Origin of the sequence: Mycobacterium sp. ST-F2 (genome assembly GCF_001905655.1) — a bacterium.
In the GTDB taxonomy this organism is placed as follows: Bacteria; Actinomycetota; Actinomycetes; order Mycobacteriales; family Mycobacteriaceae; genus Mycobacterium.
The window spans coordinates 35563-62553 of sequence record NZ_JMHT01000070.1; the positions used below are offsets into that span (position 1 = coordinate 35563).

General features: G+C 67.7%; 27 protein-coding genes. 14 read left to right on the top strand and 13 right to left on the bottom strand.

The genetic code is table 11. From position 1 onward, the window contains the following. Positions 1-71 precede the first annotated feature (71 nt). On the top strand, positions 72-1661 hold the full coding sequence (gene abc-f, locus EB75_RS23405) for a ribosomal protection-like ABC-F family protein (RefSeq protein WP_073697653.1): 1590 nt from the start codon (positions 72-74) through the stop codon (positions 1659-1661). 133 nt (positions 1662-1794) lie between these two features. On the opposite strand, the gene EB75_RS23410 is transcribed toward abc-f, so the two are convergent. After that, complete coding sequence (locus EB75_RS23410; protein WP_073697654.1) at positions 1795-2622, bottom strand: type VII secretion target; 828 nt, start codon at positions 2620-2622, stop codon at positions 1795-1797. A 70-nt stretch (positions 2623-2692) separates the two neighbouring features. Continuing rightward, positions 2693-4348, bottom strand: a complete 1656-nt coding sequence (locus tag EB75_RS23415) for a tetratricopeptide repeat protein (protein ID WP_502689390.1) — start codon at positions 4346-4348, stop codon at positions 2693-2695. Between the two features lie 95 nt (positions 4349-4443). On the opposite strand from EB75_RS23415, the gene log reads away from it, so the two are divergent. Next, complete coding sequence (gene log / locus EB75_RS23420) at positions 4444-5019, top strand: cytokinin riboside 5'-monophosphate phosphoribohydrolase (protein WP_168176107.1); 576 nt, start codon at positions 4444-4446, stop codon at positions 5017-5019. 11 nt (positions 5020-5030) lie between these two features. Further along, positions 5031-6812 carry a long-chain-acyl-CoA synthetase FadD6 gene (gene fadD6, locus EB75_RS23425; protein ID WP_073697656.1) on the top strand — a complete coding sequence of 594 codons (1782 nt, stop codon included), beginning with the start codon at positions 5031-5033 and terminating at the stop codon, positions 6810-6812. A gap of 52 nt (positions 6813-6864) precedes the next feature. Here fadD6 and EB75_RS23430 read toward each other — a convergent pair whose 3' ends face one another. The 3 genes from EB75_RS23430 to EB75_RS23440 all read right to left on the bottom strand — a co-directional run bounded on the left by EB75_RS23430 (position 6865) and on the right by EB75_RS23440 (position 10015). Next, the gene (locus EB75_RS23430; protein ID WP_073697657.1) at positions 6865-7959 is read right to left on the bottom strand and encodes a glycosyltransferase; all 1095 of its coding nucleotides are present in this window, start codon (positions 7957-7959) and stop codon (positions 6865-6867) included. 374 nt (positions 7960-8333) lie between these two features. Continuing rightward, positions 8334-9197, bottom strand: coding sequence for a hypothetical protein (locus EB75_RS23435; RefSeq protein WP_142239780.1), 864 nt, complete (start codon positions 9195-9197; stop codon positions 8334-8336). After that, positions 9194-10015: a hypothetical protein gene (locus EB75_RS23440; protein WP_073697659.1), complete on the bottom strand. Its 822-nt coding sequence runs from the start codon at positions 10013-10015 to the stop codon at positions 9194-9196. Before EB75_RS23440 ends, EB75_RS23435 begins: the two co-directional genes overlap by 4 nt. A gap of 227 nt (positions 10016-10242) precedes the next feature. Here EB75_RS23440 and folP point away from each other — a divergent pair, with 227 nt between their 5' ends. The 5 genes from folP to EB75_RS23465 all read left to right on the top strand — a co-directional run bounded on the left by folP (position 10243) and on the right by EB75_RS23465 (position 13313). Continuing rightward, complete coding sequence (folP, locus tag EB75_RS23445) at positions 10243-11067, top strand: dihydropteroate synthase (RefSeq protein WP_073697694.1); 825 nt, start codon at positions 10243-10245, stop codon at positions 11065-11067. A gap of 33 nt (positions 11068-11100) precedes the next feature. Beyond that, positions 11101-12042 carry a glucosyl-3-phosphoglycerate synthase gene (locus tag EB75_RS23450; protein WP_073697660.1) on the top strand — a complete coding sequence of 314 codons (942 nt, stop codon included), beginning with the start codon at positions 11101-11103 and terminating at the stop codon, positions 12040-12042. 36 nt (positions 12043-12078) lie between these two features. Beyond that, a complete protein-coding gene (locus EB75_RS23455) occupies positions 12079-12411 on the top strand; it encodes a DivIVA domain-containing protein (RefSeq protein WP_073697695.1) in 333 nt (110 codons plus the stop codon). Next, positions 12408-12980 carry a DNA-3-methyladenine glycosylase I gene (locus EB75_RS23460; RefSeq protein ID WP_073697661.1) on the top strand — a complete coding sequence of 191 codons (573 nt, stop codon included), beginning with the start codon at positions 12408-12410 and terminating at the stop codon, positions 12978-12980. Before EB75_RS23455 ends, EB75_RS23460 begins: the two co-directional genes overlap by 4 nt. 165 nt (positions 12981-13145) lie before the next feature. Next, on the top strand, positions 13146-13313 hold the full coding sequence (locus EB75_RS23465; RefSeq protein WP_005059648.1) for a DUF3117 domain-containing protein: 168 nt from the start codon (positions 13146-13148) through the stop codon (positions 13311-13313). Between the two features lie 61 nt (positions 13314-13374). Here the strand turns inward: EB75_RS23465 and glgA are convergent, their stop codons facing one another. Further along, entirely contained in the window at positions 13375-14544 is a 1170-nt protein-coding gene (gene glgA, locus EB75_RS23470; protein ID WP_142239781.1) for a glycogen synthase, read from the bottom strand. 75 nt (positions 14545-14619) lie between these two features. On the opposite strand from glgA, the gene glgC reads away from it, so the two are divergent. Then, positions 14620-15834, top strand: coding sequence for a glucose-1-phosphate adenylyltransferase (gene glgC / locus EB75_RS23475; protein WP_073697663.1), 1215 nt, complete (start codon positions 14620-14622; stop codon positions 15832-15834). On the opposite strand, the gene EB75_RS23480 is transcribed toward glgC, so the two are convergent. The 6 genes from EB75_RS23480 to EB75_RS23505 form a co-directional block, all read right to left on the bottom strand. Next, positions 15831-16424: a DUF4126 domain-containing protein gene (locus EB75_RS23480; RefSeq protein WP_073697664.1), complete on the bottom strand. Its 594-nt coding sequence runs from the start codon at positions 16422-16424 to the stop codon at positions 15831-15833. The two genes, glgC and EB75_RS23480, sit on opposite strands and share 4 nt — an antisense overlap. A gap of 72 nt (positions 16425-16496) precedes the next feature. Then, complete coding sequence (locus EB75_RS23485; protein WP_073697665.1) at positions 16497-17168, bottom strand: methyltransferase family protein; 672 nt, start codon at positions 17166-17168, stop codon at positions 16497-16499. Between the two features lie 8 nt (positions 17169-17176). After that, positions 17177-18814 (bottom strand): ABC transporter permease, encoded by a 1638-nt coding sequence (locus EB75_RS23490; RefSeq protein ID WP_142239782.1) that lies wholly within the window; start codon positions 18812-18814, stop codon positions 17177-17179. Next, positions 18811-19743: an ABC transporter ATP-binding protein gene (locus EB75_RS23495; protein ID WP_073697666.1), complete on the bottom strand. Its 933-nt coding sequence runs from the start codon at positions 19741-19743 to the stop codon at positions 18811-18813. The genes EB75_RS23490 and EB75_RS23495 overlap by 4 nt, the downstream gene beginning before the upstream one ends. Beyond that, positions 19740-20393 (bottom strand): TetR/AcrR family transcriptional regulator, encoded by a 654-nt coding sequence (locus EB75_RS23500; RefSeq protein WP_073697667.1) that lies wholly within the window; start codon positions 20391-20393, stop codon positions 19740-19742. The genes EB75_RS23495 and EB75_RS23500 overlap by 4 nt, the downstream gene beginning before the upstream one ends. Before the next feature lie 308 nt (positions 20394-20701). Then, positions 20702-21454, bottom strand: a complete 753-nt coding sequence (locus EB75_RS23505) for an O-methyltransferase (protein ID WP_286150304.1) — start codon at positions 21452-21454, stop codon at positions 20702-20704. Positions 21455-21835: 381 nt separating this feature from the next. Here EB75_RS23505 and sigE point away from each other — a divergent pair, with 381 nt between their 5' ends. The 4 genes from sigE (at position 21836) to tatB (ending at position 25039) form a co-directional block, all read left to right on the top strand. After that, on the top strand, positions 21836-22537 hold the full coding sequence (gene sigE / locus EB75_RS23510; protein ID WP_286150305.1) for an RNA polymerase sigma factor SigE: 702 nt from the start codon (positions 21836-21838) through the stop codon (positions 22535-22537). A gap of 90 nt (positions 22538-22627) precedes the next feature. Continuing rightward, positions 22628-23035, top strand: coding sequence for an anti-sigma E factor RseA (gene rseA, locus EB75_RS23515; RefSeq protein WP_073697669.1), 408 nt, complete (start codon positions 22628-22630; stop codon positions 23033-23035). An 85-nt stretch (positions 23036-23120) separates the two neighbouring features. Beyond that, a complete protein-coding gene (htrA, locus tag EB75_RS23520; protein WP_073697670.1) occupies positions 23121-24620 on the top strand; it encodes a serine protease HtrA in 1500 nt (499 codons plus the stop codon). After that, positions 24620-25039, top strand: coding sequence for a Sec-independent protein translocase protein TatB (gene tatB, locus EB75_RS23525; protein ID WP_073697671.1), 420 nt, complete (start codon positions 24620-24622; stop codon positions 25037-25039). The genes htrA and tatB overlap by 1 nt, the downstream gene beginning before the upstream one ends. A 5-nt stretch (positions 25040-25044) precedes the next feature. Here the strand turns inward: tatB and EB75_RS23530 are convergent, their stop codons facing one another. Next, positions 25045-25752 (bottom strand): TetR/AcrR family transcriptional regulator, encoded by a 708-nt coding sequence (locus EB75_RS23530; RefSeq protein ID WP_083612529.1) that lies wholly within the window; start codon positions 25750-25752, stop codon positions 25045-25047. Positions 25753-25895: 143 nt separating this feature from the next. Between EB75_RS23530 and EB75_RS23535 the strand changes: the two genes are divergently transcribed. After that, positions 25896-26981, top strand: coding sequence for an oxygenase MpaB family protein (locus EB75_RS23535; protein ID WP_073697672.1), 1086 nt, complete (start codon positions 25896-25898; stop codon positions 26979-26981). Positions 26982-26991 lie beyond the last annotated feature (10 nt).

A 26991-nucleotide genomic window follows, 5' to 3' on the forward strand; every position in this document is an offset into this window, starting at 1 on the left:
CATGCTGGGAGAAGACATCTCCGGATAACCGGAGTACGCCCTCGCCCTGTCACTCTCACGAGAGCTTTTGCATGTCTTCCATTACCTGTTCCCACGTGTCGTTTTCCTGGCCTGACGACACCGAGCTGTTCTCGGATCTGTCGTTCACCGTCGGCGTCGGCCGCACTGGACTGGTCGCCCCGAACGGCGCCGGCAAGAGCACACTGCTCAAACTCATTGCCGGAGAACTGCAACCGACGGGCGGCAGCATCACCGTCGACGGCTCGCTCGGCTACCTGCCGCAGACGCTGACGTTCGCGACCGATCTGACCGTCGCCGAAATGCTCGGCGTGGCACCCATTTTGGCAGCATTGGCGGCGCTGGCAGACGGCGACGCCTCCGAAGCGGTGTTCGCCGCCATCGGCGACGATTGGGACATCGAGGAACGCTGCACCGCGCAGTTGGCGCGGCTGGGCCTCGACGTCTCGCTCGACCGCGTGCTCGGCACGTTGTCCGGCGGCGAGGTGATCACCCTGGGCCTGGCCGCACAATTGCTGCGGCGACCCGACGTCCTGCTGCTCGACGAACCCACCAACAATCTGGATTCCGCGGCACGACAACGGCTTTACGACGAGCTCGACCGATACTCGGGTGCGTTGCTGCTGATCAGTCACGACCGTGAGCTGCTGGACCACATGGACCGCATCGCCGAACTGCGTGACAGTGACATCCAGTTCTTCGGCGGGAATTTCTCCGCCTACCAGGACGCTGTCGCCGACGCGCAACGTGCCGCGGTGGATGAGATGCGCAACGCGGAGTCGCAACTCAAGCTCCAGAAGCGTCAGATGCAGCAGGCGCGGGAACGTGCGGCCCGCCGAGCCGGCACTGCCGCGCGGAACGTGAAGGATGCCGGCCTGCCGAAAATCGTTGCCGGACAACTCAAGCGCAATGCCCAGGAGTCTGCCGGCCGCGCCGATGAGGTTCATGCCCGCCGCGTCGATGACGCCCGGGCGCGCCTGGACGCCGCCGAACGCGCGGTGCGCGACGACGACGTCATCGCCCTTGATCTGCCCGACACGGAAGTGCCCGCGGGTCGCACGGTCTTGAGCGCGACCGGGCTGAACATCCAGCGCGACGGTCGGATGCTGTTCGCCGACAACGGCATCGACATCGACATCCGTGGGCCTGAACGCATTGCCCTGACCGGCCGCAATGGCGCGGGCAAGTCCACGCTGCTCCGGATGATCAACGGCGATCTCGAGCCCGATGCCGGCACCCTGACCCGGGGCGACGGCCGGATCGCCTATCTGTCACAGCGCCTCGACCTGCTGGACGAGCAGCGCAGCGTCCTGGAGAACCTGATGTCCTGGGCTCCGACTCTGAGCATCACCCGCAGGCGGCACCTGCTGGCGCAGTTCCTGTTCCAGGACAACAGGATTGACCTACCGGTCTCGGTGCTCTCGGGCGGGGAGCGGCTGCGCGCGACGCTGGCGTGCGTGCTGTACGCCGAACCGGCGCCGCACCTGCTGCTGCTCGACGAGCCGACCAACAACCTCGACCTGGTCAGCGTCGCGCAATTGGAGTCGGCGCTGAATGCCTACCGGGGTGCGTTCATCGTCGTCAGCCACGACGAGCGCTTCCTCGACGCGATCGGCATCGAGCGTCGGATGACGCTGGAGTGAAACCGGCGGGCACGGTCGGCGTGTCGGCTCTCCTGCGGCGCTTGCTGCAGTTGAGTGTGCGTCCTCGCTGAACTCCTGCGAGTAGGCGTCTGCGTAGACGCACGATCAACCGCCGGGTGAGGCCCGGCCCGGTCTAGATATCCTGCGGCCGGGTCTGGGCCGGACGGCGCGGCGGGGGAGTGGCGCCGTCCACGCCACCCGGTCCTGCGGCCGGGTCCGCCTCGGCCGCACCAGACTCACGGCGGTGCTCCACCGACAGAATCCGGTTGTCGTCCTCGCTCTTTTCGTGGCGCTCCGGATCCCGACGGTCCCGGTCCCTATCCTCAAGGTCCGACTTGTCATGCTCGCCAACGGAATCCGCGTCACTGAGACCATCGAGCCCCGACCCGGCCGCATGTCCGGCACCCACACCGTCGATCCCGCCCAGGCCACTGGCAATCCCGCCGAGCACTCCGGTGAGGCCCTGCGCCAATTGCCCCGGAATCTGGCCCAGCGTCTGCGCCACCCCTGCGGCGATCTGCCCGGCCTGCTGACCCACCTGCCCGAGCGTCTGTGCGACGTCGCCACCACCGGCGGCTGGCGAACCAGGCACCGCGGCGCCGAGGCCACCGGGCGTACCGGCACTGACACCCCCACCTCCAGGCATGCCCTCGGCTGCCGAGGACAGGCCACGCGCGCCCTGCTCGTCGCCGGCCCGGTACGACTCGGCGGCGCGGTGCAACTGTTCGGACAGCTGCTGGCCGGCCGCGCCTGTCGACTGCAGGATGTTGTCGCGCCGTGCCATCACGCCGCTCAGCGCCGAGTTCATGCCGAAGGCGATCAACCCGTGCGTCGTCGCGGGGCCGACCGACTGGCCGAGACCGCCACCGCTCTGGAGCTGACCGAGCCCCGCGGCGACAGCGTCGTGCGCCCGGGCCATGCCCAGTACACCCTCGGTATTGACGTGTAGCCGATCGCCCATGACCTGACCCCTCGATGACCTGTTGGGTCAATCCTATGGCGGGTCCGGCCACCCACCGTGCGGCAAATGGTCAGGCGTGATCGGAGGCGACCCCTTCGGCCAGCGCTCGGGCCTGCCGCCCGAAGGCGCAGTCGACGCCGACGCGGTCGAAGAGGTCCGCGGCCCGGACATCGCCCAAGCGCGCCGCGTCGTGCAGTGCGCGCAGGGCCACCGCCGACTGGCCACCGCGCTCGGCGGCGCGGAACGCCTCGCGCGCGGCGGCAACAGCGCCGTGCCGGTCCCGCCGGGCCGCGTTGGTCCAGGCGCGGGCCAGGGCCAACTCTGGCGCGAACAACATCGACTTCAGGCCATGCCGCGCTTCGGCACGGGCCAGTGCCCGGCCCGCGTCGGCGGTTGCGCCACGTTGCCCGAGCGCCTGCGCCAGCAACATCCATGCCAGCGGACCCCACGAATACCCGGTGGGCGCCAACACTTTCGCGGCATCGCCGAGCAATTCGATCGCCGAATCGAGCTCGCCGCGCGCGATCAGCACATCGGCCAGCAGCACCTCGCCGATGGCCCGCCCGGGCTGTTGGGACTGGGTGAAATCGATCAGCTCCTGGGCCAATGCCTGCGCCTTGTCGGGCTCGCCCGCAAGGAGTAGCGCCGTGGTCTGCCCGAAGCCACTGGTGAACCGCAACAACCCCGGTTGCCCCGCGGCGAGAGCACGTTCGGCGAAGGCGTCCACCTCGTTCAACCGGCCTGTCCGGGCGCAGCTCAATGCGGCCGCCGATGCCGCCCAACCCACGGCGGTGTCACTCGCATCAGGCACTGCCAACACCGCGTCGGCCAACTGCATGGCGCGACCGAGATTGCCCGCGTTCATCGCGAACGTCGCCGACAGCGCGTCCAGGGTGACCTGAGCTGCCGACGTCTGCACCCGGCCGCGGATGGTGCGCAGGAAGGCTGTCGCGCGTTCAGGCTCGGACAGCATCCAGAACTGGTTGGCCGCGCGGGGCAGCGCCCACGCCATCACCTCGGGCTCGGAGAGCGTCGCTGCGTCGACCTCGGCCAGCACGGCATCGGCATCCAGACCGCGACCCTGCCAGGCCAGCGCGTAGCTCAGCGTCACCCGGGTGGCCAGACCTCCTGCCGGCAGCGCCGCCCGGCCCAGCCGCTCGGCCAGCTCCAGATCGCCCAGCCGCAGCGCATCATCGGCCGCGGCGGCCAACTCGGCCACAGGCTGTGCGTCACCGGTATCGAGTGCCCGCACCGCGCGCCGCAGCCGGGCCACGACCCCGTCACCGCCCACCGGCGGCAGCTCCGGCACCTCAGGCGCGACAGGGTCGACGGGACCCTCGGTCGTCACCGGAACCACCAACCGATCCCGCACCAGGGCTGAGATGCCCTCGGGCAGAGACTGATTCGATTCCGCTGTCACGATGACGCGCGCCGCGCCCGACACCGCGAGCTGGTACACCAACGATGCCGACAGCCGGTCCAGCAGATGCCCGTCATCGACGACCAGCAGCAGGCCCGTCCCGAGCGCCTCCCGCGCCGCGCACAACACCTGCACTGTCCGGCCGGTCTCGGGCACCGTGAACAACCGCTCGAATGCCCCGAACGGCACGACCGAGTCGGGCGCGGTGCCGGTGATCCACGCCGTCCGCTCGAATTCCGGTGCCAGCTCCGCATAAGCCGCTCGCGCCCACGCGGTCTTGCCGGATCCGCGGTCGCCCGTCAGCAGCGCACCGGCCCGGGTGCCTGCTTTCAGCTGGCTGAGCACCACGGTCCGATCCTATGGCTGCGCGGCGGACGGTACCGCTCGTTTAGCGTTGTGCTGTGCTGGCCGACAACATCCCCGAAAACACTTACGCCGTGTGTGTCTACTGCGCCGCCGGTCCCCGTCATCCCGAATTGCTCACCCTGGCCGGTGACGTCGGCCGCGCCATCGCCGCGAAAGGCTGGACCCTGGTGTCCGGCGGCGGCAACGTCTCGGCCATGGGCGCCGTCGCCGAGGGTGCCCGCGAGAACGGTGGCCGCACCGTCGGCGTCATCCCCAAGAAGCTGGTGCACCGCGAGCTCGCCGACGTGAACGCCGACGAACTGATCGTCACCGACACCATGCGCGAGCGCAAACAGATCATGGAGGACCGGTCCGACGCGTTCATCGCACTGCCCGGCGGCATCGGCACGTTGGAGGAGTTCTTCGAGGCCTGGACGGCCGGCTACCTCAACATGCACGACAAGCCGCTGGTGATGCTCGACCCGCACGGCCACTACGACGGGCTGCTGACCTGGCTGCACACGCTGGTCGAGAGCGGATATGTCCAACAGGCTGCGCTCGACCGGCTGGTGGTCGCCAGGGACATCGACGAAGCCATGGCTGCTTGTGCACCCGGTCACATCGATAACTAGGCTCACCACGCATGAGTGACGACACATCACGCACCGGCGTCGGCCTGCTTGATATTGCCAAGCAACTGCCCGGCTTCCTGTCCGACGCCCCGGTGATCCTGCGCGGCCTGATCACCGGCTTCGGCGCCAGCCCGACGGCGAAGACGTCCATCGGCAAGGTGTTCCAGGAACGCGCCGAGGCCAACAAGGACAAGGTCTTCATCAAATTCGAGGACCAGCGCATCACCTACGGCCAGGCCAACGCGACGGTGAACCGCTACGCGTCGGTGCTGGCGGCCAAGGGCGTCGGCCCGGGCTCGGTGGTCGGCATCATGCTGCGCAACTCGCCGGACGCCGTCCTGCTGATGCTGGCGACGGTCAAGTGCGGCGCCATCGCCGGGATGATCAACTACAACCAGCGCGGCAACGTGCTGGCACACAGCCTGGGCCTGCTCGGCGCCAAGGTGCTGGTCACCGAGTCGGACTTCCATGAGCCCGTCATCGAGTGTGGTGCCGCTCCGGAGCTGACCGAGGGCCTCATCTCGGTCGAGGAGCTGCGCGAGCTCGCCGTCGGCCAGTCGACCGCCAATCCGGTGGGCACCAGCCAAATCCTGGCCAAGGAGAAGGCGTTCTACATCTTCACCTCGGGCACCACAGGCCTGCCCAAGGCCAGCGTCATGACGCACTACCGCTGGCTGCGCGCGCTCGGCGGCTTCGGTGGACTGGGCCTGCGCCTGAACAGCAGCGACACCCTGTACTGCTGCCTGCCGCTGTACCACAACAACGCGCTGACGGTCGCGACGTCGTCGGCCCTCAACGCCGGTGCCGCGCTGGCACTGGGCAAGTCTTTCTCCGCCTCGCGCTTCTGGGACGAGGTCATCAAGTACGACGCCACCGCGTTCATCTACATCGGCGAGATCTGCGGCTACCTGCTGAACCAGCCGCCCAAGCCCACCGACCGCGCGCACAAGGTCAGGGTCATCGCCGGCAACGGGCTGCGCCCCGCCATCTGGGACGAGTTCACCTCGCGCTTCGGCATCAAGCGCGTCTGCGAGTTCTACGCCGCCAGTGAGGGCAACACCGGCTTCGTCAACGTCTTCAACATCGACAAGACCACGGGCATCTGCCCGTCGCCGGTCGTGTACGTCGAATACGACCTGGAGACCGGCGAGCCGGCCCGCGGCCCCGACGGCCGGCTGCGCAAGGTCAAGCGCGGCGAGCCGGGTCTGCTGCTCAGCAAGGTCAACAACCTGCAGCCGTTCGACGGCTACACCGACAAGTCGGCCAGCGAGAAGAAGCTGGTGCGCAACGCCTTCAAGGACGGCGACGTCTGGTTCAACACCGGCGACCTGATGCGCTCGCAGGGCTTCGCGCACGCCGCGTTCGCCGACCGTCTCGGCGACACCTTCCGGTGGAAGGGCGAGAACGTCGCCACCACCGAGGTGGAGGCCGCGCTCGGCGCCGACGACCAGGTGGAGGAGTGCACCGTCTACGGCGTCGAGGTGCCGGGCTGCGGCGGCCGTGCCGGCATGGCGTCGGTACAGCTGCGCGACGGTGCCGAGTTCGACGGCGCCGCCCTGGCCAAGGCCGGCTTCGAGCACCTGCCCGCCTACGCGGTGCCGCTGTTCATCCGGATCGTGCCCGCCCTGGCGCACACCTCGACGTTCAAGAACCAGAAGGTCGACCTGCGCAAGCAGGGTTACGGCGCCGAGGTGACGGACCCGATCTACGTCCTGTCCGGACGCGACGAGGGTTACGTGCCGTTCTATCCCGAGTACCCGGCCGAGGTGAAGGACGGCAAGAAGCCGCGCTAGGCAGGGTTTTGTGCACGATTTTCCGCGCTTACCGCGGAAAATCGTGCACAAATCACACGGTGGCGAGGTGAGCGCTGATGGCGTCGGCGGCCACCTGGGCGCCGTCCCGTTTTCGGATGTCGGCACCCAGCACAGCCGCTGCGTGGTGGTACCCGGGCTCGGCGAGCGCCCGTTGCACGGCCGTCCGGATGCGTTCCACGCCAGCCTTTTTCGGCAACGCGATGCCGGCGCCGACACGTTCGATGGCGGCTCCGACGCCCTTCTGATCGATCAGCGGATTGGCCGGCATGATGACCAGAGGTACGCCGAAGGACAGCGCCCGCATTGTCGTGCTGTGACCGCCGTGCCCGACGACCAGCGACGCCGTCGTCAGCACTTCGTCGTGGTCCAGCCAGGCGTGCAGCGTCGCGTTGGCGGGCACCCGGAGCCCCGCGGTGTCGACGCTGGCGCCGGCGGTGACGGTCACGTCGACCGGTAGCGGGGCGAGCGCGTCGAGAATGTTCTGCAGCATCTCCCGCTGGCCGCCGAAGCCGCATGTGCTGAGGCTCACCAGGATTCGTGGCGTCTCGGCGGCGACGGACGCCGACGGTGTGCCCTGCCACACCACCCCGGTGTGGACGACGGGCGGCGTGCCGCGCATGGGGTCGAGGTCCGCGCGCGCGGCGACGATCTGCAGCGCATTCACACGCTCGGCGATCCGCGGGTCCATCCCGCGCAATCGCGCGTACCAGCCCATCGGGCCGGCCGTCATGTCCTGCACAGCGCGGTAGAAGCAGTGGACGAACACCACCATCGGGGTGCCGCTCTTCACGACGTCGGCCATCACGGAGACCAGGAGGGCGTCGATGACGATGGCGTCCGCGCTCTGCCGCCACGCCGCGGCGAGCACCTGCGGGCCGAGGCTGCGATCGGTCACCTCCCGGGTGAACATGGCCATGATCGAGGGGAGCGACTGCGGCGTGGTCGCGTCGAACGCACGCCCGGTACTGAAGGTCTCGAAGGAGAAGCCCGCCGTCTCGACGCGCTCACGCACGCCGGTGTGCCCGATGAAATGGATGTCGAAGCCGCGGTCCCGGAGCGCGCGGGCGACTGCGATCTGCGGTGGGACGTTTCCGCCGCCGTCGACGATGGCCCATAGGATCTTCATGGCTTCCTACCCTTCGGATCGCGTCATCCATCGGTGGGTGAGGCGGCTTCGCCTTGGATCGTGAAGCAAACCGCATTTCGCGTGGCCGGCGATCAGATCGAGGTGTATATAGCTGTATCCCACGATCGCGCGTCACGCAGTGATTGTCCAGCAAACGTACGAACTTTTGCCTAGAGAATGGCGACAGTGGGGCCGTCGATTGCTCAGGCTCGCTGGAACCGCAGTTCGCGGTGCCGGTCGACGCGCAGGCCGATAACCGTAGGGGTGGCGACATTGCCACCCCTACGGTCCGGCCCCGACGCCGACGGTCTGTCAACCGCCGCCGCAAAATTGTTGCGCGACAGCGCATTACGCATGCGCCGGTCGGCGCGGGCCTACCACGTCACGGACGTCTGGACGCTTCCGAGTGGCGCACTCTGCTTGCCGCTGGCGTCCTTGCACGTGAGCGTCACGTTGTACGTCGTCAATGTCGGTGCACCGTTGAAGGTTTCGGTGTGGTTGCCGTTCGCGGGAACGGTGAACTGTCTGGTGGTCTTCTTCGGGACCAGGGGGTTGATCGAGTTCGCCGTCGCGGTGTAGTTGCATGTCGCCGCGATGTTCGAGGTGTTGGTGACGTTGAAGGCGAGGCTGTTCAGGCCAGGATCTCCGAAGGAAGCCTGAATGGCGTTGGTGACGTCCGGGATCGGGGCGCATGAGCCGCCGGCCGGGACCGTCGGGGTGGGCGAACCCGGCGGGCACTGAATATCCGGCTTGGGTGCTGGGGCCTGGGGCTCAGGAGCCGGTTTCGGCGCTACCTCCCTGGGGAACGTGTACCAGGCGTCTGCCCATGGCCCGCACCAGTCCTTCTCCAGATCCTTCTTGCGGCAGGCCTGAACCGAGATTTTCGCCTTCGAATCGCCAGAGGTACTGCCGAAGTCCGCATGGGCGGGGATTCTGGCCGTCTGACCGTTGATGCACTTGAAGTCGACTTCGTGCTGTTCGAAGGTTTCGGTGGCGCTCCAGTGGAGCGCATCGACGACGTAGTCACCGTTGACCCGTGGGCAGCCACTGACGATGCAGATCGCCGTATCTTTCTGGCCGGGCTGTGGACTGCAATCGACATTCAGGCCATTGTCCAGCGGAGTCGCATTGCCGACCGCCGCCGCCATGATGCCCAGCGCGGGCAGGCCGGCAACGGCGGCCGCAATGGCCAGCGACGTGACGGTTCGGGCTCCGAACATCACGTGTCCCGATGTCACCACAGCACCGACGTCTCGACGTGCCCGAGCTCAGCCGCCTGCCTTCCGCTGGCGTCCTTGCACGAGAGCACGACGTTGTAGGTGCTCAGTGTTGGTGCGCCGCTGAAGGATTCGGTGTGATTGCCGTTGGCCGGAACATTGAACTGCCGCGTGGTCTTCTTGGGGACCAGGGGATTGATCGAGTTCGTCGTCGCGGTGTAGTTGCACGTCGCAGCGATGTTCGAGGTGTTGGTGACGTTGAAGGCGATGCTGGAGACGCCAGGTGCGCCGAAGGACGCCTGAATCGCATTGGTCACATCAGGGATCGGGGCGCAGGTCTGACCGGCCGGCACCGTCGGTGTGGGGGAGCCGGCGGGGCACTGGGTCGGGGGCTTCTCCACCGGTGGCGGAGGAATGACCGGGGGAGGCGGGGCGGCCTTGGTCGACCCGGGCATGGTGAACGTCGTATTCGCCCACGGACCGCACCAGTCGCCCTCGAAGTCCTTCTTCCGGCAAGCCTGCACCCCGATGTTCCAGTGCGCCCCGGGAAGTCCGCCGAGAGTGAAGCGGGTGGTTGCGCCGTTGATGCACTTGAAGCCCTCTTCTTGTTGCTCGCCGCCGTCGATCTTCCAGTGCACCGCGTCGACGACGTAGTCGCCGTGGACGCGCGGGCACCCGCTGATGACACAGATCGCGGTATTGGCCTCACCCGGCTCCGGGTTGCAGTTGACGTCGAGACCGTTGGGGAGGGCACCGGCGGGCGCCGGCACCAACACGGGAAAACCCGCCATCGCGGCGACGACGGCCACGCGCGTCAAATACAGTGCTCGCTTGCTCATCTGCGGCCTCCTTTGGAGTTTGCTGTCAATCCGATTGGACGTGACTCGAACCTATTGACCGGCAGGCCTCTTGGAATCGGGGATTTCCCTATACTTCGGCGGCATTTGCCGTCGCCGCAGCCGCGGAATCAGCAGATTTGCGGCAGCCCGATAGCCTGGGAGCCGTGCAGTCCTGTCCACGGGGCCAATTCCTGGGTCGCCAGGTGGCCGGCGATCGCGCGCTGATCATGGCGATCGTCAACCGCACCCCGGATTCCTTCTATGACCGGGGGGCGACCTTCAGCGACGCCGCCGCCAAGGACGCGACGCACCAGAAGATCGCCGACGGAGCCGACGTCATCGACATCGGCGGCGTCAAGGCAGGCCCGGGCAGCACCGTCGACGCCGACGAGGAGATCGCCCGCGTGGTGCCGTTCATCGAGTGGCTGCGCGGCGAATACCCCGACCAGCTGATCAGCGTCGACACCTGGCGGGCCAGCGTGGCCAAGCAGGCCTGCGCGGCCGGAGCCGACCTGATCAACGACACCTGGGCCGGCGCGGACCCTGGCCTGCCCGAGGTGGCCGCAGAATTCGGGGCCGGGCTGGTCTGCTCGCACACTGGCGGGGCAGTGCCGCGGACCCGTCCGTTCCGCGTCAACTACGGCGTCACCGAACGCGGCGTGGTCGACGACGTCATCGCCGAGGTGACTGCCGCGGCGCGGCATGCCGTCGACGTCGGAGTCTCAAAAGACGCCATCCTGATCGACCCGACCCACGATTTCGGCAAGAACACTTACCACGGTCTTAGTTTGTTGCGCCATGTAAAAGATCTTGTAAATACCGGATGGCCAGTGCTGATGGCCCTCAGTAACAAGGATTTTGTGGGGGAGACTCTAGGTGTCGAACTGACCGAGCGCCTGGAGGGGACGCTGGCCGCGACGGCACTTGCCGCCGCTGACGGCGCCGCCATGTTCCGGGTGCACGAGGTGGGCCCCACCCGACGCGTCCTGGAAATGGTCGCGTCGATCCAAGGCGGGCGTCCACCGAGCCGAACAGTGAGGGGACTGGCATGACCCAGTCAGCGAGTAGCGGGAGGCGAATCGCGCATGACCCTGTCGCCTGAGATGTCCGCGGAAACCATCGCTCGCCATGCGTGGCTGGCCGAACGCAGCTGGAGCAGGCCGACGTGGACCGTCGCCGAACTTGAGGCCGCCAAGGCCGGCCGGACCGTGTCGGTCGTGCTCCCCGCGCTGAACGAGGAAGACACCGTCGCCGATGTCATCGACAGCATCAGCCCGCTGCTCGGCGGTCTGGTCGACGAGCTCGTGGTTCTCGACTCCGGCTCGACCGACGAGACGGAACTGCGCGCCATCGAGGCCGGGGCCCGCGTCGTCAGCCGCGAACAGGCGCTGCCCGAGGTACCGGTTCAGCCCGGCAAAGGTGAGGCGCTGTGGCGCTCGCTGGCGGCCACCACCGGCGACATCATCGTGTTCGTCGACTCCGACCTGCTCGACCCCGATCCGATGTTCGTGCCCAAGCTGCTCGGCCCGTTGTTGCTCGCCGACGGTGTACACCTGGTCAAGGGCTTCTACCGGCGGCCGCTCAAGGTCGGCGGCGCCGAAGACGCGAACGGCGGCGGCCGGGTCACCGAACTGGTGGCACGTCCGCTGCTGGCGTCGCTGCGGCCCGAGCTCACCTGCCTGCTGCAGCCGCTGGGCGGCGAGTACGCCGGCACCCGGGAGCTGCTGACGTCGGTCGGGTTCGCGCCGGGCTACGGCGTCGAGATCGGTCTGCTGATCGACACCTACGACAAGCTGGGCCTCGATGCCATCGCACAGGTCAACCTCGGCGTGCGCACGCATCGCAACCGGCCCCTGACCGAGCTGGCCGCGATGAGCCGTCAGGTGATCGCCACGCTGCTGTCGCGCTGCGGCATCAGCGACTCGGGCGTCGGCCTGACGCAGTTCTTCGCCGACGGCGACGACTACATCCCGCGTACCTCGTCGGTGTCCCTGGTCGACCGTCCCGCGATGAACACCCTGCGCTGATCCCACTTGTCGGGGTGATCCGGCAGGATCGTGGATGTGACGCTGATTCTGATCTACCTCGTGGTGCTGATCCTGGTCGCGGTGGTGCTGTTCGCCCTGGGGACGGTGCTGTTCGGCCGTAGTGAGCAGCTGCCCCCGCTGGCGCGGGGCACCACAGCCACCGTGCTGCCCGCCTCCGGTGTCACCGGAGCCGACGTCGACGCCGTCAAGTTCACGCAGACCCTGCGCGGATACAAGACCAGCGAGGTCGACTGGGTGCTGGACCGGCTGTCACAGGAGCTGGACTCGCTGCGCGGCGAGCTAGCCGTGCTACGTGCGCAGACCACTCCACCTGAATCGGTCCTCACGTCCGCGGAAACCGAGCAGTGACGGCCCCCGACAGCACGGTCCGGTGCGGCTGGGTCGACATCGGCGAGTCCGCCGACGCGACGCTGTACCGCGACTACCACGACACCGAATGGGGCGTGCCGTTGCACGGTACGCAGGCACTGTTCGAGCGGGTGTCGTTGGAGGCCTTCCAGAGTGGGCTGTCCTGGCTGATCATCCTGCGCAAGCGGGAGAACTTCCGGGCGGCGTTCCACGGGTTCGACGTCGCGAAGGTGGCCGGCTTCGGGGAGAAGGACATCGACCGGCTGCTGGCCGATCCGGGCATCGTCCGCAACCGCGCCAAGATCGAGGCGACCATCGCCAACGCGCGGGTGATCGACGGCGGTCTGGACCTCGACGAACTGCTGTGGTCGTTCGCGCCGCCGTTGCGTCCGCGGCCGGCCGACCTGGCGCAGGTGCCGGCGACCACACCCGAATCGGTGGCCATGGCCAAGGAACTGAAGCGTCGGGGATTCCGGTTTGTCGGCCCCACCACGGCGTATGCGTTGATGCAGGCCACCGGGATGGTGGACGACCATGTGGAGGCCTGTTGGGTGCCCCGCCACAGCTGATCAGAGGCGTGACGGGCGGGTCTTTCACACCCTTCCGTAGCGATAGGGAACAATAGACATAGTTCAGTTGCAGTTCAGTGCCGTGAGACTACCCACTGAGTGGGTAGATCCGGCCTTGATCCGGGACCGTGGATGCGGTCCGGGCGCGTGCGGAGGGAGCACCCGATGGCGGCGATGAAGCCCCGGACCGGCGACGGTCCACTGGAAGCAACCAAAGAGGGGCGCGGCATCGTCATGCGGGTACCGCTGGAAGGTGGCGGTCGTCTGGTGGTGGAGCTGACCCCGGATGAGGCCGCGGCGCTGGGCGACGAACTGAAAAACGTCACCAGCTAGGGCCGTCGCACGACGATCAAGTGGCGAGGAACGAGCCACGTTGAGGAGTGCGACGAATGAGCTACGTGCAGACGCTCCGGTAGATGTCGAGCGTCTGCTGGGCGACCTGCATCCAGGAGAACTCCTCGATGCAGCGCCGACGGCCGGCCTGCCCGAACGTGTGGGCCCGTTCCGGATCGCGGACCAACGCATTGACTGCGTCCGCGAGCCCCGTCTCAAACCTCACCGCATCGGCGACGTCGTAGTGCACCAGTAGCCCGGTGCTGCCGTCGTCGACCACCTCGGGAATGCCGCCGACATCCGAGGCGACCACAGCAGTGCCGCACGCCATGGCCTCGAGGTTCACGATGCCCAGCGGTTCGTAGACCGACGGACAGACGAAAACCGTGGCTGTCGCGAGTATTTCGCGGATCTTCTCGATCGGCAGCATCTCCTGGATCCAGTGCACCCCGGCGCGTGTCGAGCTGAGCTCCTTCACCGCGGCCGCCACCTCGGCGGCGATCTCCGGGGTGTCGGGAGCACCGGCGCACAACACCAGCTGGACGTCGGGGTCGAACTGGTGGGCTGCCGCGATCAGGTGGCCGACGCCCTTCTGCCGGGTGATCCGCCCGACGAACGCCACGATGGGCCGCTGCGGGTCGATCCCCAGCTCGGCCAGGGTCTGGCCGGCCTCGACCGGATACCAGTCGTCGGTGTCGATCCCGTTGCGCACCACGTGCACCCGGGCGGGGTCCAGCTCGGGGTAGGTGGCGAGGACGTCGGCCCGCATGCCCGCACTGACCGCGATGACGGCGTCGGCCGCATCGATCGCCGTGCGCTCGACCCACGACGAGATGCGGTAGCCGCCGCCGAGCTGCTCGGCCTTCCACGGCCGCCTCGGCTCCAGCGAGTGCGCGGTCAGCACATGCGGGATACCGTGCAGCAGCGCGGTGAGGTGTCCGGCCATCCCGGTGTACCAGGTGTGCGAGTGCACCACCGTGGGCATCGCGGCCGGACCGGCGAACGCGTTGTTGACCATCGCGAGATCCGCCGACAGCGTCGTCAGGGCCGCGTTGGCCCCGGCGAGCAGCGGATCAGGCTGGGCCACGAAGGCATCCCGGCGGTGCACGCCCATACAGTGGACGTCGACGTCGCACAGCTTCGTGAGCTGCCCGACGAGTTCGGTCACGTGGACGCCTGCACCGCCGTAGACCTCCGGCGGATACTCCCTCGTCATCATCGCCACTCGCATGTCGATGACGTTAACGCGTGAGCGGTTCTCGCGTATGTCTGGCCGCTTCGGTTGGTGGCTATTAGGTTTGGTGCCATGAGGGAACAGCCGCAGGTGCTGGGAATCGTCTTGGCCGGCGGTGAGGGCAAACGGCTGTATCCGCTGACAGCGGACCGCGCCAAACCCGCGGTCCCGTTCGGTGGGGCCTACCGGCTCATCGACTTCGTGCTGTCCAACCTCGTCAACGCGCGGTACCTGAGGATTTGTGTTCTGACGCAATACAAGTCGCATTCGCTGGACCGGCACATCTCGCAGAACTGGCGGCTGTCGGGACTGGCGGGCGAGTACATCACCCCCGTCCCGGCGCAGCAGCGGCTGGGCCCGCGGTGGTACACCGGCTCGGCCGACGCGATCTACCAGTCGATGAACCTGATCTACGACGAGGACCCGGACTACATCGTGGTCTTCGGCGCGGACCACGTGTACCGCATGGACCCCGAGCAGATGGTGCGGTTCCACATCGAGAGCGGAGCAGGCGCGACGGTCGCCGGCATCCGGGTGCCGCGCGCCGAGGCGTCAGCCTTCGGCTGCATCGACGCCGACGAATCGGGCCGCATCCGCAGCTTCATAGAAAAACCTGCGGAGCCTCCGTCGTGCGCCGACGACCCGGACCAGACGTTCGTCTCCATGGGCAACTACGTGTTCACCACCAAGGCGCTCATCGACGCCATCCGCGTGGACGCCGAGAATCACGACTCCGACCACGACATGGGCGGCAACATCATTCCGCAGATGGTCGCCGACGGGATGGCCGCGGTCTACGACTTCAACGACAACGAGGTGCCCGGGGCCACCGAGCGCGACCACGGCTACTGGCGCGACGTCGGAACGCTCGATGCCTTCTATGACGCCCACATGGACCTGGTGTCGGTGCACCCGGTGTTCAACCTCTACAACCGGCGCTGGCCGATTCTCGGTGAGTCGGAGCATCTGGCCCCGGCGAAGTTCGTCAACGGCGGCTCGGCGCAGGAGTCGGTGGTCGGGGCGGGCAGCATCATTTCGGCAGCGTCCGTGCGCAACTCGGTGCTGTCGTCCAACGTCGTGGTCGACGACGGCGCCATCGTCGAGGGCAGCGTGATCATGCCGGGCGCCCGGGTCGGCCGCGGTGCCGTAGTCCGGCACGCCATCTTGGACAAGAACGTCGTCGTCGGGCCGGGGGAGATGGTCGGCGTCGACCTGGAGAAGGACCGCGAACGGTTCTCCGTCAGCGCCGGCGGCGTGGTCGCGGTGGGTAAGGGCGTCTGGATCTAGACGGCAACGTCGCTCACATTGCGGCGTTTTCTGCGGCGCAGCAGTGCGACTGCGGCACAGACGAGGGCCACGAGCGCGACGACAACCAGTACCGGTAGCACGATCGCGATGATCACCAGCCCGACGCTCGTGACATCTTCCACCGTGCTCAGGACCGGGGCTGCGAGCCCGCCGGTGGCGACGTTCGCGACGGGGCGCACCGTCGACTTGGTCAGGGATACGACCAGTGCGGTGACGGCTCCGATCACGACGGGAATCCACTGTCCGGAACTGGCGAAGGCCCCCGGATCGGTGACGGCCGCGGTCTGGGCCGCGGTGCCGGAGCCGAAGACGATGCCGCCGGACGTCGGCCGGACAAACGTCTGGATGGTGTCGTTGACGCTGTCGAGGGCCGGCACCTTGTCGGCGACGATCTCGACCACCAACAGCACCGCCACGATGCCGATGACCCAGCCGTTGGTCAGCCATGCCCACGGGTGCGGCAGTTCCACCAGATTGGTGAAGCGTCCCAACAGGCCCATCGCCAGGAGCGGGATGTAGGCATTGAGCCCCGACGCGGTGGCCAAGCCGAGACCGGTGAACAGTTCCACCCGTCCAGTCTGGGGGATTTGTGCACGATGTCCCGCGCTGTCCGCGGATTTTCGTGCCCAAATCCCGCGGTGTCACCAGACGTACGGCAGCAGGTAGCGCACCTTCTGGGTGTATGCGACATAGCCGGGCAGTTCGGCGCGCAACATCTGCTCCTCGTCGAAGATCCGCACCATGAGTGCCGGGGCGCTGGCGAGCACCGGGACCAGTCCCCAGTAGGAGCCCAGGGCCAGGGGAGTGGCGAGCATCATGATCAGCGCGCAGATGTACATCGGGTGCCGCACGATGCCGTACAGCCCGGTCGAGATCACCGGCTGCCCGGCCTCGACGGAGATGCTGGCGCCCGCGAAGTTGTTCTGGATCACCACCCATTGCGCCGCGACCAGCGACACCCCCACGACGACGTCGCCCAGCACCACGACCGCGGTCGGCACGTGGGACCAACCGAAGCGCCAGTCCAGCGCGCTGACCACCCCGGTCGCAACCACCGACGCCAGGATCGCCCAGATGACGAGCTTCTGGACCGGGCGCGTCTCGGCCGTCGGCCCGCCGCGCATCCGTCGGGCCAGTGCCTCGGGGTTCTTGATGGCCAGATACATGCTCGGGACCATGGTGGCGACCATGAAGACCGCGATGAAAACCCAAGCCTGCCAATAGTGCATGGTGCCGGCCGGCACGCACAGCAGCACCGCGAAGAAGACGATGCCGCCTACCGCCGAGGCGAGTGCCTGCAGAGCAAGCTTCATGATTCCTCCTACCGTAGATCGCGGCGCCGGAAAGTGAAGGCGCCCATGATGATCAGTGCTGCGTCGAGGGCCAGCAGCCAGAGCAACGGCGTCGCGGTGAAGCTGCCGGACCCGACCCTCGGGATATGGCTGAACGGATCGAGGTTCAGCACCCAGTGCGGCGAATTGGCCAGCGAGCCAAGCAGATACACTGCGATGAAGCAGACCAGCGCACCCCACGCCACCGGGGTGAACCGGGGCAGCGCGCCGAACAGCACTGTCGTCACCGCCACCAGGAGCCAGACGGCGGGCAGTTGGACGGCCGCCGAGCCCAGCACCAGCGCCAGTTTGCCGCCGATGTCGCCGGCCGCGGCGCCGTAGGTCACGCCGGCCAGCAGGCCCGACGTCAGCATCGCCACGGTGGTGCCGGCCAGGGCGATGGCCAGATAGCCTGCCAGCCAACGTGTCCGGCTCACCGCGCCGGCGAGCAGTGTCTCGGCGCGCTGGCCGGTCTCCTCCTGGTGGGGCCGCAGGGCCAGGGACACCGCGAACGCGGCGGCGACCATGCCCAGCATGTTGAAGGCGATCGCGATGAACGCCTCTTCCAGCACGCCGGTTCCGCCGAGTCGGGTGATGATGTCGTGGGCCGACGCACTGCCGCCGAGTTCGTCACCGATGCCGTGCACGACGCTGCCCACCAGCAGCCCGTACAGCCCGAGCCCGACGGTCCACACGAGCACCGAGCCGCGGGTCAGTCGCCAGGCCAATCCTGTTGGACCGCTGAGCATTCCGGTGGCCCTGGGCCGGCCGCGTCGTTCGGCGAACATGCCGGCGCCGACGTCGCGGGCGCTCTGAAGCTGGTAGGCCAGCACGACCAGCGCGATGGTCAGCGTCAGGTGCAACGCCAGCACCCCGAACCGGTCACCGGCATACGGGCGGACCAACAGCGACCAACCCAACGGCGAAGCCCAGGACAGCTCGCTGCCACTGGCGTCGCCCACCGCCCGCAATGTGAACGCGGCGCCGAGCACCCCGAAGGCAACACCGCGGGCGACCCGGGCGCTGGCGGACAGCTGTGCGGCCACCGCGGCCACGGCGGTGAACACCAGCCCTGAGGCGGCCAGGGCACAGCTGAAGGCGAGCGAACCCATAACGGGCACATCGGTTTTCAGCAGACCGAGGAATCCGATCAGCCCCGTCAGCAGCGAGGCGCCGCCGGTCAACAGCAGAGCGGCCGTGAGGCTCGCGTTGCGGCCGATGGCCGTCGAGTCGATCAACTCGGTGCGTCCGGTCTCCTCGTCGGCGCGTGTGTGCCGGATCACGGTGAGGATGACGGCGACGGCGATCAGCACGTGGAACATGCCGGCTTTCCAGATGCCGGCGGCGCCCAGGCTGTCGTTGTAGATGTTGCCGTAGATCGCGCGTTGGGCCGGGCTGGCCATGATGCTCGCGACGAATCCGGCGCGCCCCGCCGCGGTGGGGTAGACGGCCTCGATACTGCCGATGTAGACCGTCGACAGCGGCAGGGACAGCAGCAGCACCCACAGCGGCAGGATGATCCGGTCGGTACGCAGGTAAAGGCGAAGCAGCCCAAGGGTTCCGGTGAAGCTCGACGAGGACGGTACGGGCCGGGCCGGCTGAGCCGGGCGGTCCAGGACGGCGGTCATGCCCGCACCTGCTCGGGTTCGCGGCGCCCCCGGCCACTGTCGTAGTGCCGCAGGAACAGATCCTCCAGGGTCGGTGGCTGGCTGACCAGTGAGCGCACACCGGCGTCGCCGAGGGCCTTGATGACGGCGCCGAGACTTTCGGATTCCACCCTGGCGGTGAGCATCCGTCCGTCGAAGACGATGTCGGAAACCCCTGGGAGATGGTCGATCCGGCCCGGGTTGTTGATCATGTCGGCCTTGATGGTGGTGCTCGACAGGTGCCGCATCGACTCGAGTGTTCCCGTCTCGACGGTCCGGCCGGCACGGATGATCGTCACCCGCTGGCACAGTCGTTCGGTCTCGGCCAGGATGTGGCTCGACAGTAGGACGGTGGTGCCGCGGGCGGCGGCTTCGGCGACGCACTGCTGGAAGATGTTCTCCATCAACGGATCCAGGCCGCTGCTGGGCTCGTCGAGCAGGAGCAGGTCGGCATTCGAGGCGAATGCGGAGATCAGCGAGACCTTCTGCCGGTTGCCCTTCGAGTACGTGCGGGCCTTCTTGGTGGGGTCCAGGTCGAACCGCTCGGTGAGTTCGGCGCGCCGCTTTTCGTCGATGCCGCCGCGCATGCGGGCCAGCAGGTCGATGGTCTCGCCGCCGGTCAGCGTCGGCCAGAGCGTGACATCGCCTGGTACGTAGGCGATGTGGCGGTGCAGCGCCACGGCGTCGGTCCACGGGTCTCCGCCGAGCAGGCGGACAGAGCCGGAGTCGGCACGGACGAGACCGAGCAGGATGCGGATGGTCGTCGACTTTCCCGCGCCGTTGGGGCCGAGGAAGCCGTGCACCTCGCCCCGTTCGACCCGCAGGTTCAGCCCGTCGAGTGCCCGAACTGCACCGAAGTTCTTGGTCAGGGTGTCGATGGCGATGGCTTCTGTAGCGGCGTTCACATTCACTCCTCGGTGGTGGGGACGATCGGTTTGCCTGCTTCGCGTTGCGCCAGAAACGCCTCGTACATGGTCGGATCGGCCATCAGGCCCTGGGTGTAGAGCTCGAGCGAGGGCAGCAGCATGTCCTCGGCGTAGTCGTGCAGCACTTGGCGGAAATCCGTCGGGTTAGGGTGCAGCTGGATGTAGGTCAGCAGTGCGCCGCCGCCGGTCAGGGCGAGGAACCGGGCACGGGCCTTGGGGTCGCGGCTGGGTTTGAGCGTGCCGGCGCGCACACCCTCTTCGAGGTAGCCCTCGGCGTTGTCGATCATGCTCTGCCACAACGACTTCGCCAGGTCGCCGCCGGTCTGCAGGGCACGCATCAGGTACGCCGTCATCGGTGCGAAAGACTCGATCTCGGCGAGCTGCGCGAACCATGCACTCGGGCTGGCGTTCTGCATCGACTCGCTCTTGGCGACCCTGACGGTCTCGATGACGTAGGCGTCGCACGCCTCGCGCAGCTTCTCCTTGGAGCCGAAGTGGTGGATCACCAGCGCGGCGCTGACGCCCGCGGCCGCGGCGATGCTGCGCACGCTCGCCGAGAACCCGTGCTGACCGAACTGGTCGATCGCCGCGTCGCGAATTCGCGCGACGGTGGTGAGGTCTTCCACTGAACGCATGTTTAATACGCTAAACACGCGTTCAGTCGGGCGTCAAGGATCAGACCCGTCAAGAGCCCGTAAAAATTCGACAGAGACGTCAAGGGCGCGGCATCAGCTGGCGCCTGGCGCTTGTTGATCCTGTGGTGAGGGCGTTGGCTACTCGACTTTTTGCGCCGTGGATACAGAGTGAACGCCGAAAGCTGCGCGCTGGCCGTTGATCCTGCGGTGAGGGCGTTGGCTACTCGACTTTTTGCGCCCTGGATACAGAGTCAACGCCAAGGCTCGGTCAACGCCAAGGCTCGGTCAACGCCAAGGCTCGCGAAAGGTCAGTCGCGGACGGCGGCCAGCAGCCCGTCGCCCAGTGGCACCAGGACCGGCGTCAGCCGCTCGTCCTCGGCGATGGCGCGGGTGGCCTCGCGTACGGCCGTCACGTCGCGGTCGTTGGCCGAGGCGTCGCCGGCCCGGCCGCCGAGCGCTGCCCGGTGCACGACGATCACGCCCCCCGATCGCAGCAGTCGGACGCCCTCGGCGACGAACTGCGGCTGGTCGGCGGGCTCGCCGTCGATGAACACCAGGTCGTAGGACTCGTCGGCCAGGCGGGTCAGGACTTCCTGCGCGCGGCCGACGATCAGCCGGGTGCGCGACGGCCCGACACCCGCGCCGACGAACGCCTGCTTGGCCAGGCGCTGGTGCTCGGGTTCGATGTCGATGGTGGTCAGCACGCCGTCGTCACGCATGCCGGACAGCAGCCACAGCCCGCTGACGCCCGCGCCGGTCCCGACCTCGACGACGGCCTTGGCCGACGCGATCTTGGCCAGCACGCTCAGCAGCGCGCCCACGGCCGGAGTGACGGGGCTGGCCCCGCTCTCTTCGGCCCGCTCCCGGGCCGCCGCCGTGATCGGTTCCTCGGTGATGGACCGCTCGGCGTGCTTGACGATGGCCTCGGCCGTGCTGGGCTTGGGGGCCGCGGCGGGTGCAGCCGCGACGGGCTGAGTCGGCGCCGCCTGAGCGGGGGCGGCCGGAGCCGGCGCGGGCTGGCCACTGCCGGACGAAACCGTCGGGTCATCGGTGCTGGACATGTGCGCAGCGTAACGAACTGGCAGCAAGCCGCCGGTCAGCACACGCTCATCGCACCGAGGTGGCAACACGGGTGATCGGAAGGCTGAGAGTCGACCCTGAGCGACACCGCGCCACGCCCGGGAGGCAAGGTTAAGTTTTGGCGAACATTCTGTGGGTATCCCCAGGTCATGGCCCTGGAATCCGGTTTCTCAGGAAAAGTTCAGTTTGCTCATACATCAACCTCACCAGGGTGGGGAACCGTAATCGCCATGCACGCAAGTGTGAACGATCTGCAAACCGATTCCGGCCTCCGGCAGTCGCCGGATATCCGTGGCATCGGGAATATCGGACTCCAGGTGCCGGTTGGTGCTGATACGTCGTCTGCCTACGACGACGAACCTATGGAACTGGAGATTGCCACGACCGCCATGCCGGCCCCCGCGCTGCTTGCCCCGACCCACATGTCCCATGTCCCGGTCGCCGACGGTGAGTTGGATTGGGCCGAAGTCAGTGACGAGTTGACCGGGACCGCCGTCTTCGACGCCACGGGCGACGTGGCGACCATGCCGTCGTGGGACGAGCTGGTGCGTCAGCACGCCGACCGGGTGTACCGGCTGGCCTACCGTCTGTCGGGCAACCCGCAGGACGCCGAGGATCTCACCCAGGAGACCTTCATCCGGGTGTTCCGCTCGGTGCAGAACTACCAGCCGGGCACCTTCGAAGGCTGGCTGCACCGCATCACCACCAACTTGTTCCTGGACATGGTCCGCCGTCGCACCCGCATCCGTATGGAGGCGCTGCCCGAGGACTACGACCGGGTGCCCGCCGACGACCCGAACCCCGAGCAGGTGTTCCACGACTCGCGGCTGGGGCCGGATCTGCAGGCCGCACTGGACTCGCTGCCCCCGGAGTTCCGTGCCGCAGTGGTCCTCTGTGACATCGAAGGACTGTCCTACGAGGAAATCGGCGCGACGCTCGACGTCAAGCTGGGCACCGTGCGCAGTCGCATCCACCGCGGCCGTCAGGCGCTGCGGGAGTACCTGGCCAGCCACCCCGGTGACTACTCTGCGGCCGCTGCGGCCATCTCCGCGAAGTCCGCCTGAGCGTTGTGACGTATCCGTCCCAGGTTGTCGCGCTACATTCAGTAGTAACGGCAGCGCGGGCGAAGGCGTGGCGCGGAGAGGAGCTCGGTGATGGTCGACCGGGGACAGTTGTTCCGTCGTGCGTTCTCCTGGCTGCCCGCCCAGTTCGCCTCCCAGACTGACGGGCCCGTCGGCCCGCGTCGCTTCGGATCCACGGAACACCTGGCCATCGAGGCCATCGCGGCCTTCGTCGACGGTGAACTGCAGATGGGAGCGCACCTGCGCGCCGCCCATCACCTGTCGCAGTGCCCGGATTGCGCCGCCGAGGTGGACGCCCAGGGACAGGCCCGCAGCGCCCTGCGCGATTCCTGCCCGATCATCGCGCCGAACTCTTTGCTGGGTGCCCTCGCGAACATCCCGAACGACACGTCGATGCAGTTCGCGGATATCCAGACATCCGGAATCGAAGACCAGGAATTCGCCGACCGGCCGCCGCGGGAGCGTCGTCGGCGCCGGTAGGGTTGAGTCTGAATTTTTGAGTGACCGTCACGCCTGTTCCCGCGGGCAGTGCGGGTAGAGCCAGCAGATGGGGAGTGGAACACCGGTGACCAATCAGGACATGTCCGGCGATCGCCCCCGTCTGGCCCCGCGTCCGGTGACGCGCACCCCCGTGGACCCGGCGTCGCAGCGCGCGTTCGGTCGGCCGGAGGGCTTCACCGGTTCGTTCCTCGCCGAGAACCAGATCAAGGCCCGGAACCAGGGGGAGTACACCCCGACCAACCAGGCGCCCGATCCCGTTCTGGCCGAAGCCTTCGGGCGGCCGGGCGGAGCCACGGAGTCCCTGCAGCGGCACCCCGCCGACGCCGGTGCGCTCGAAGCCGAGGGCAGGGAGGACGACGACATCGTCGCCGATCCCTGGCGTGATCCGTCGGCCGCGCCGTCGCTCGGTACCCCGGCCCTGCCGCCGCCGCCTCAGGTGGTCGTCGCCGCTCCCGTCGGCAAGCTCGGTGTGCGAGACGTGTTGTTCGGCCGCAAGGTGTCGATGACGGCGCTCGCGGTCCTGGCCCTGCTGGCGTTGGTGGTGGGCCTGGTCGGCGGCGTCGTCGGGCGCAAGACCGCCGAGGTCGTCGAGGCGTTCACCACCTCCAAGGTCACCTTGAAGACCAGTGACGGCGGGGACCTGCCCGCCGGCCGGTTCGCGAAAGTCGCTGCGGCCGTGGCGGATTCGGTGGTCACCATCGAAGCGATGGGGGACACCGACGGATCGCAGGGTTCCGGCGTGGTGGTCGACGGGCGTGGCTATGTCGTCACCAACAACCACGTCATCTCCGACGCGGCCAAGGACCCCAGCAAGTACCACATCTCCGTGGTGTTCAACGACGGCAAGCAGGTGCCGGCCAACCTCGTCGGCCGGGATCCGAAGACCGACCTCGCGGTGCTGAAGGTCGACAACGTCGACAACCTGGTCGTCGCGAAGTTCGGCGATGCGGACAAGGTCAAGGTCGGTGACGAGGTCATCGCGGCCGGCGCCCCGCTGGGTCTGCGCAGCACCGTCACGCACGGCATCATCAGCGCGCTGCACCGCCCGGTGCCCCTGTCGGGTGAAGGCTCCGACACCGACACCGTCATCGACGGTATCCAGACCGACGCCTCGATCAACCACGGCAACTCCGGTGGCCCGCTGATCAACATGAACTCCGAGGTCATCGGGATCAACACGGCCGGAAAGTCGTTGTCCGACAGCGCAAGTGGTCTGGGCTTCGCCATCCCGGTGAACGAGGTCAAGGCCACCGTCGAGGTGCTGATCAAGGACGGCAAGATCTTCCACCCGACGCTGGGCCTCAACGCCAAGTCGGCCAGCGACAAGGTCGCCTCGGGCGCTCAGGTCGTGAACGTCGTCGCCGGCAGCCCCGCCGACAAGGGCGGCATCCTGGAGAACGACGTCGTGGTCAAGGTCGGCAACCGCAAGGTCGCCGACGCCGATGAGTTCGTGGTCGCGGTGCGGCAGTTGCAGATCGGCCAGCCGGCGCCCATCGAGGTGATTCGCGATGGCCGGCACGTGACCCTCACCGTCGTCCCCAACGCAGACACCCCGGCCAGCTGATGTTCGCCAACATCGGATGGGGCGAGATGCTCGTGCTGGTCATCGCGGGCCTGGTGATCCTCGGCCCCGAGCGGTTGCCCGGCGCCATCCGATGGACGGCCGGCAGCCTCAAGCAGGTCCGCGAATACCTCACCGGCGCGACCAGCCAGCTGCGCCAGGACCTCGGCCCGGAGTTCGAGGACCTGCGTCAGCCCCTCAGTGAACTGCAGAAGCTGCGTGGCATGACGCCGCGCGCGGCCCTGACCAAGCATCTGCTGGACGGTGACGATTCGTTCATCACCGGTGCGTTCGACACGTCGACCCCGGAACAGCCCAAACCGCAGACCAAACCCGAGGTCAACGGGGTCTCACCCACACCGGGTACCGCCACGCCGCCGGCGCAGCCGGGGACGACGACGTTCGACCCCGACGCGACCTGACCCGGTTAGAGGTTCAGCGCCTGTAAGCGGCCCGGATCGCGGTAGCGGTCCGAGTTCTCGGCGATCTCTGCCGCGGTCGGCAGGATCTCGTCCGCCGCCACGTAGACGCCGCCGGCGCGCAGAGAGTCGTCGAGCATCAACCAGATCCAGCGGGTCAGGTCGGCCACCAGGGCGTCCTGGGAGTCGCGCGCCGGCTGCTCGAGCCAGTGCCCCGCGGCGGTCTCGACCAGGCCGACGATGCCGTAGGACAACCGCTCGGCGTCGGCCGCCACATCGAAGGCCGCGACATACACCTTGAGGACCGCGGTCAGCAGGTTGGCGATGGTGATCTTGATGTCGGCGAAGGCGTTGAAACCTTCGTCGATGGAGCAGCGCTGCAGGTAGCGGTACAGGTTCGGGTGCTGGGTCAGGAAGTGGACGTGCGCGCTGACGCCGGCGTTCACGATCTGCGCCATGCTGCCCTCGGGCCGCCACACGGGCGCGAGTTCCGCGGTGATCATCTGGGCGGTGCGGTGCGCGACCTCGCGTTGCAGGTCCGCGGCGTCGACGAAGTGCCGGTACAGCTTGGTGCGGCTGACGCCGACGTGCGCGGCGATCTGTTCGGTCGAGGTCTGCGGCCCGTGCTGCTCGATCACCACCAGGGCAGCATCGATGAACTCAGCGCGTCTGCGCTCGCGTTGGCCGGCCCAGCGACCGGTGGTGGCACTCGCCATGGCTCCTTGTTTACCTCATGTACCTGGTCGGGAGTTACCTGATGCATCCAATCAGTGGGAGTCTAGCTATCTAGTGGTACGTGGCGTACCATTTATCGAACCGCGCCAGCAGGTGGCGCCTTCATGTTCAAAGGGGAACGACGATGGATGCTGTCGCCACTTTTCGACGGGTTGCCGGTCTGCCGGCCGCGGACACGAAGCTGACGCCCGCGGTCGACTACGGATTCTTCGGTCCCGACTCCATGACCTGGCGGGTGTGGAGCTACCCGACGTCACTGCTGCTGGGCTTCGCCCGCGCTGTCACCATCGAGCACCTCGACCCGTACCTCGCCGCCGCGGTGGACGCCAGCGGCCAGGTGTACGCCCGCACCCGGCTGCGCTACGACCGCACCATGCAGTACTTCGCGCTGGTCGCCTTCGGTGACGCCGAGGCGGTGCTGGACGCCTCCGAGATCCTGGTCAAGATTCACGGCAAGGCCATCGGCACCGAGCCGATCACCGGCAAGCAGTTCGACGCCAACGATCCGTACTCGCAGCTGTGGATCCACCTGACCGCGTGGCACTCGATCCTCTACACCTACGAGGTGTTCGGTCCGGGCAAGCTGACCGAGGCCGAGGAACTGCAGTACTGGGAAGAATGCGCGCGTGCCGCCGAGTTCCAGACCATCAACCCCGACGACGTGCCGCGCACGCGCGAGGGCATCCAGCAGTACTTCGAGCAGTACCGGCCGCAGATGGCCGGCTCCGAGGTGGCCCAGAACATGATGAACTACCTGGTCGACCTCGGTTATCACATCCTTCCCGAGCGGGTGCCGAGCTGGATGCGCCGCGTGTTCAACTGGCCGATGCGCCGCGCCATCATCGCCACCATGCCGAAGTGGATGCGCACCCTCGGCGGTATCCCGCAGAACTACTCCGACGACGTCATCGCCAAGCTGATCGCGCGGCCGTTCCTGCGCGCGGTGTCGAGCATCCCGCGCCTCGAGCTCGCCATTCTGGACTTCACCACGCCGCACACCACGCCGATCGTCGGCCCGACGCTGATGAAGATCCCGGCGCAGAACTCGGTCACCTACACCCCGGCTGAGGCCCGCGAGAAGTGGGGCCGGACCACGCCGTTCGAGCAGTACCAGGCGCTCGTCGCCAAGCGTGCGCTCGGGCAGGGGCCGAAGCCGTACGAGCACAACCACAGCGACGCGCTGCTGGAATTCGAAGCACACGCCGGCTGATTCCGGCCCA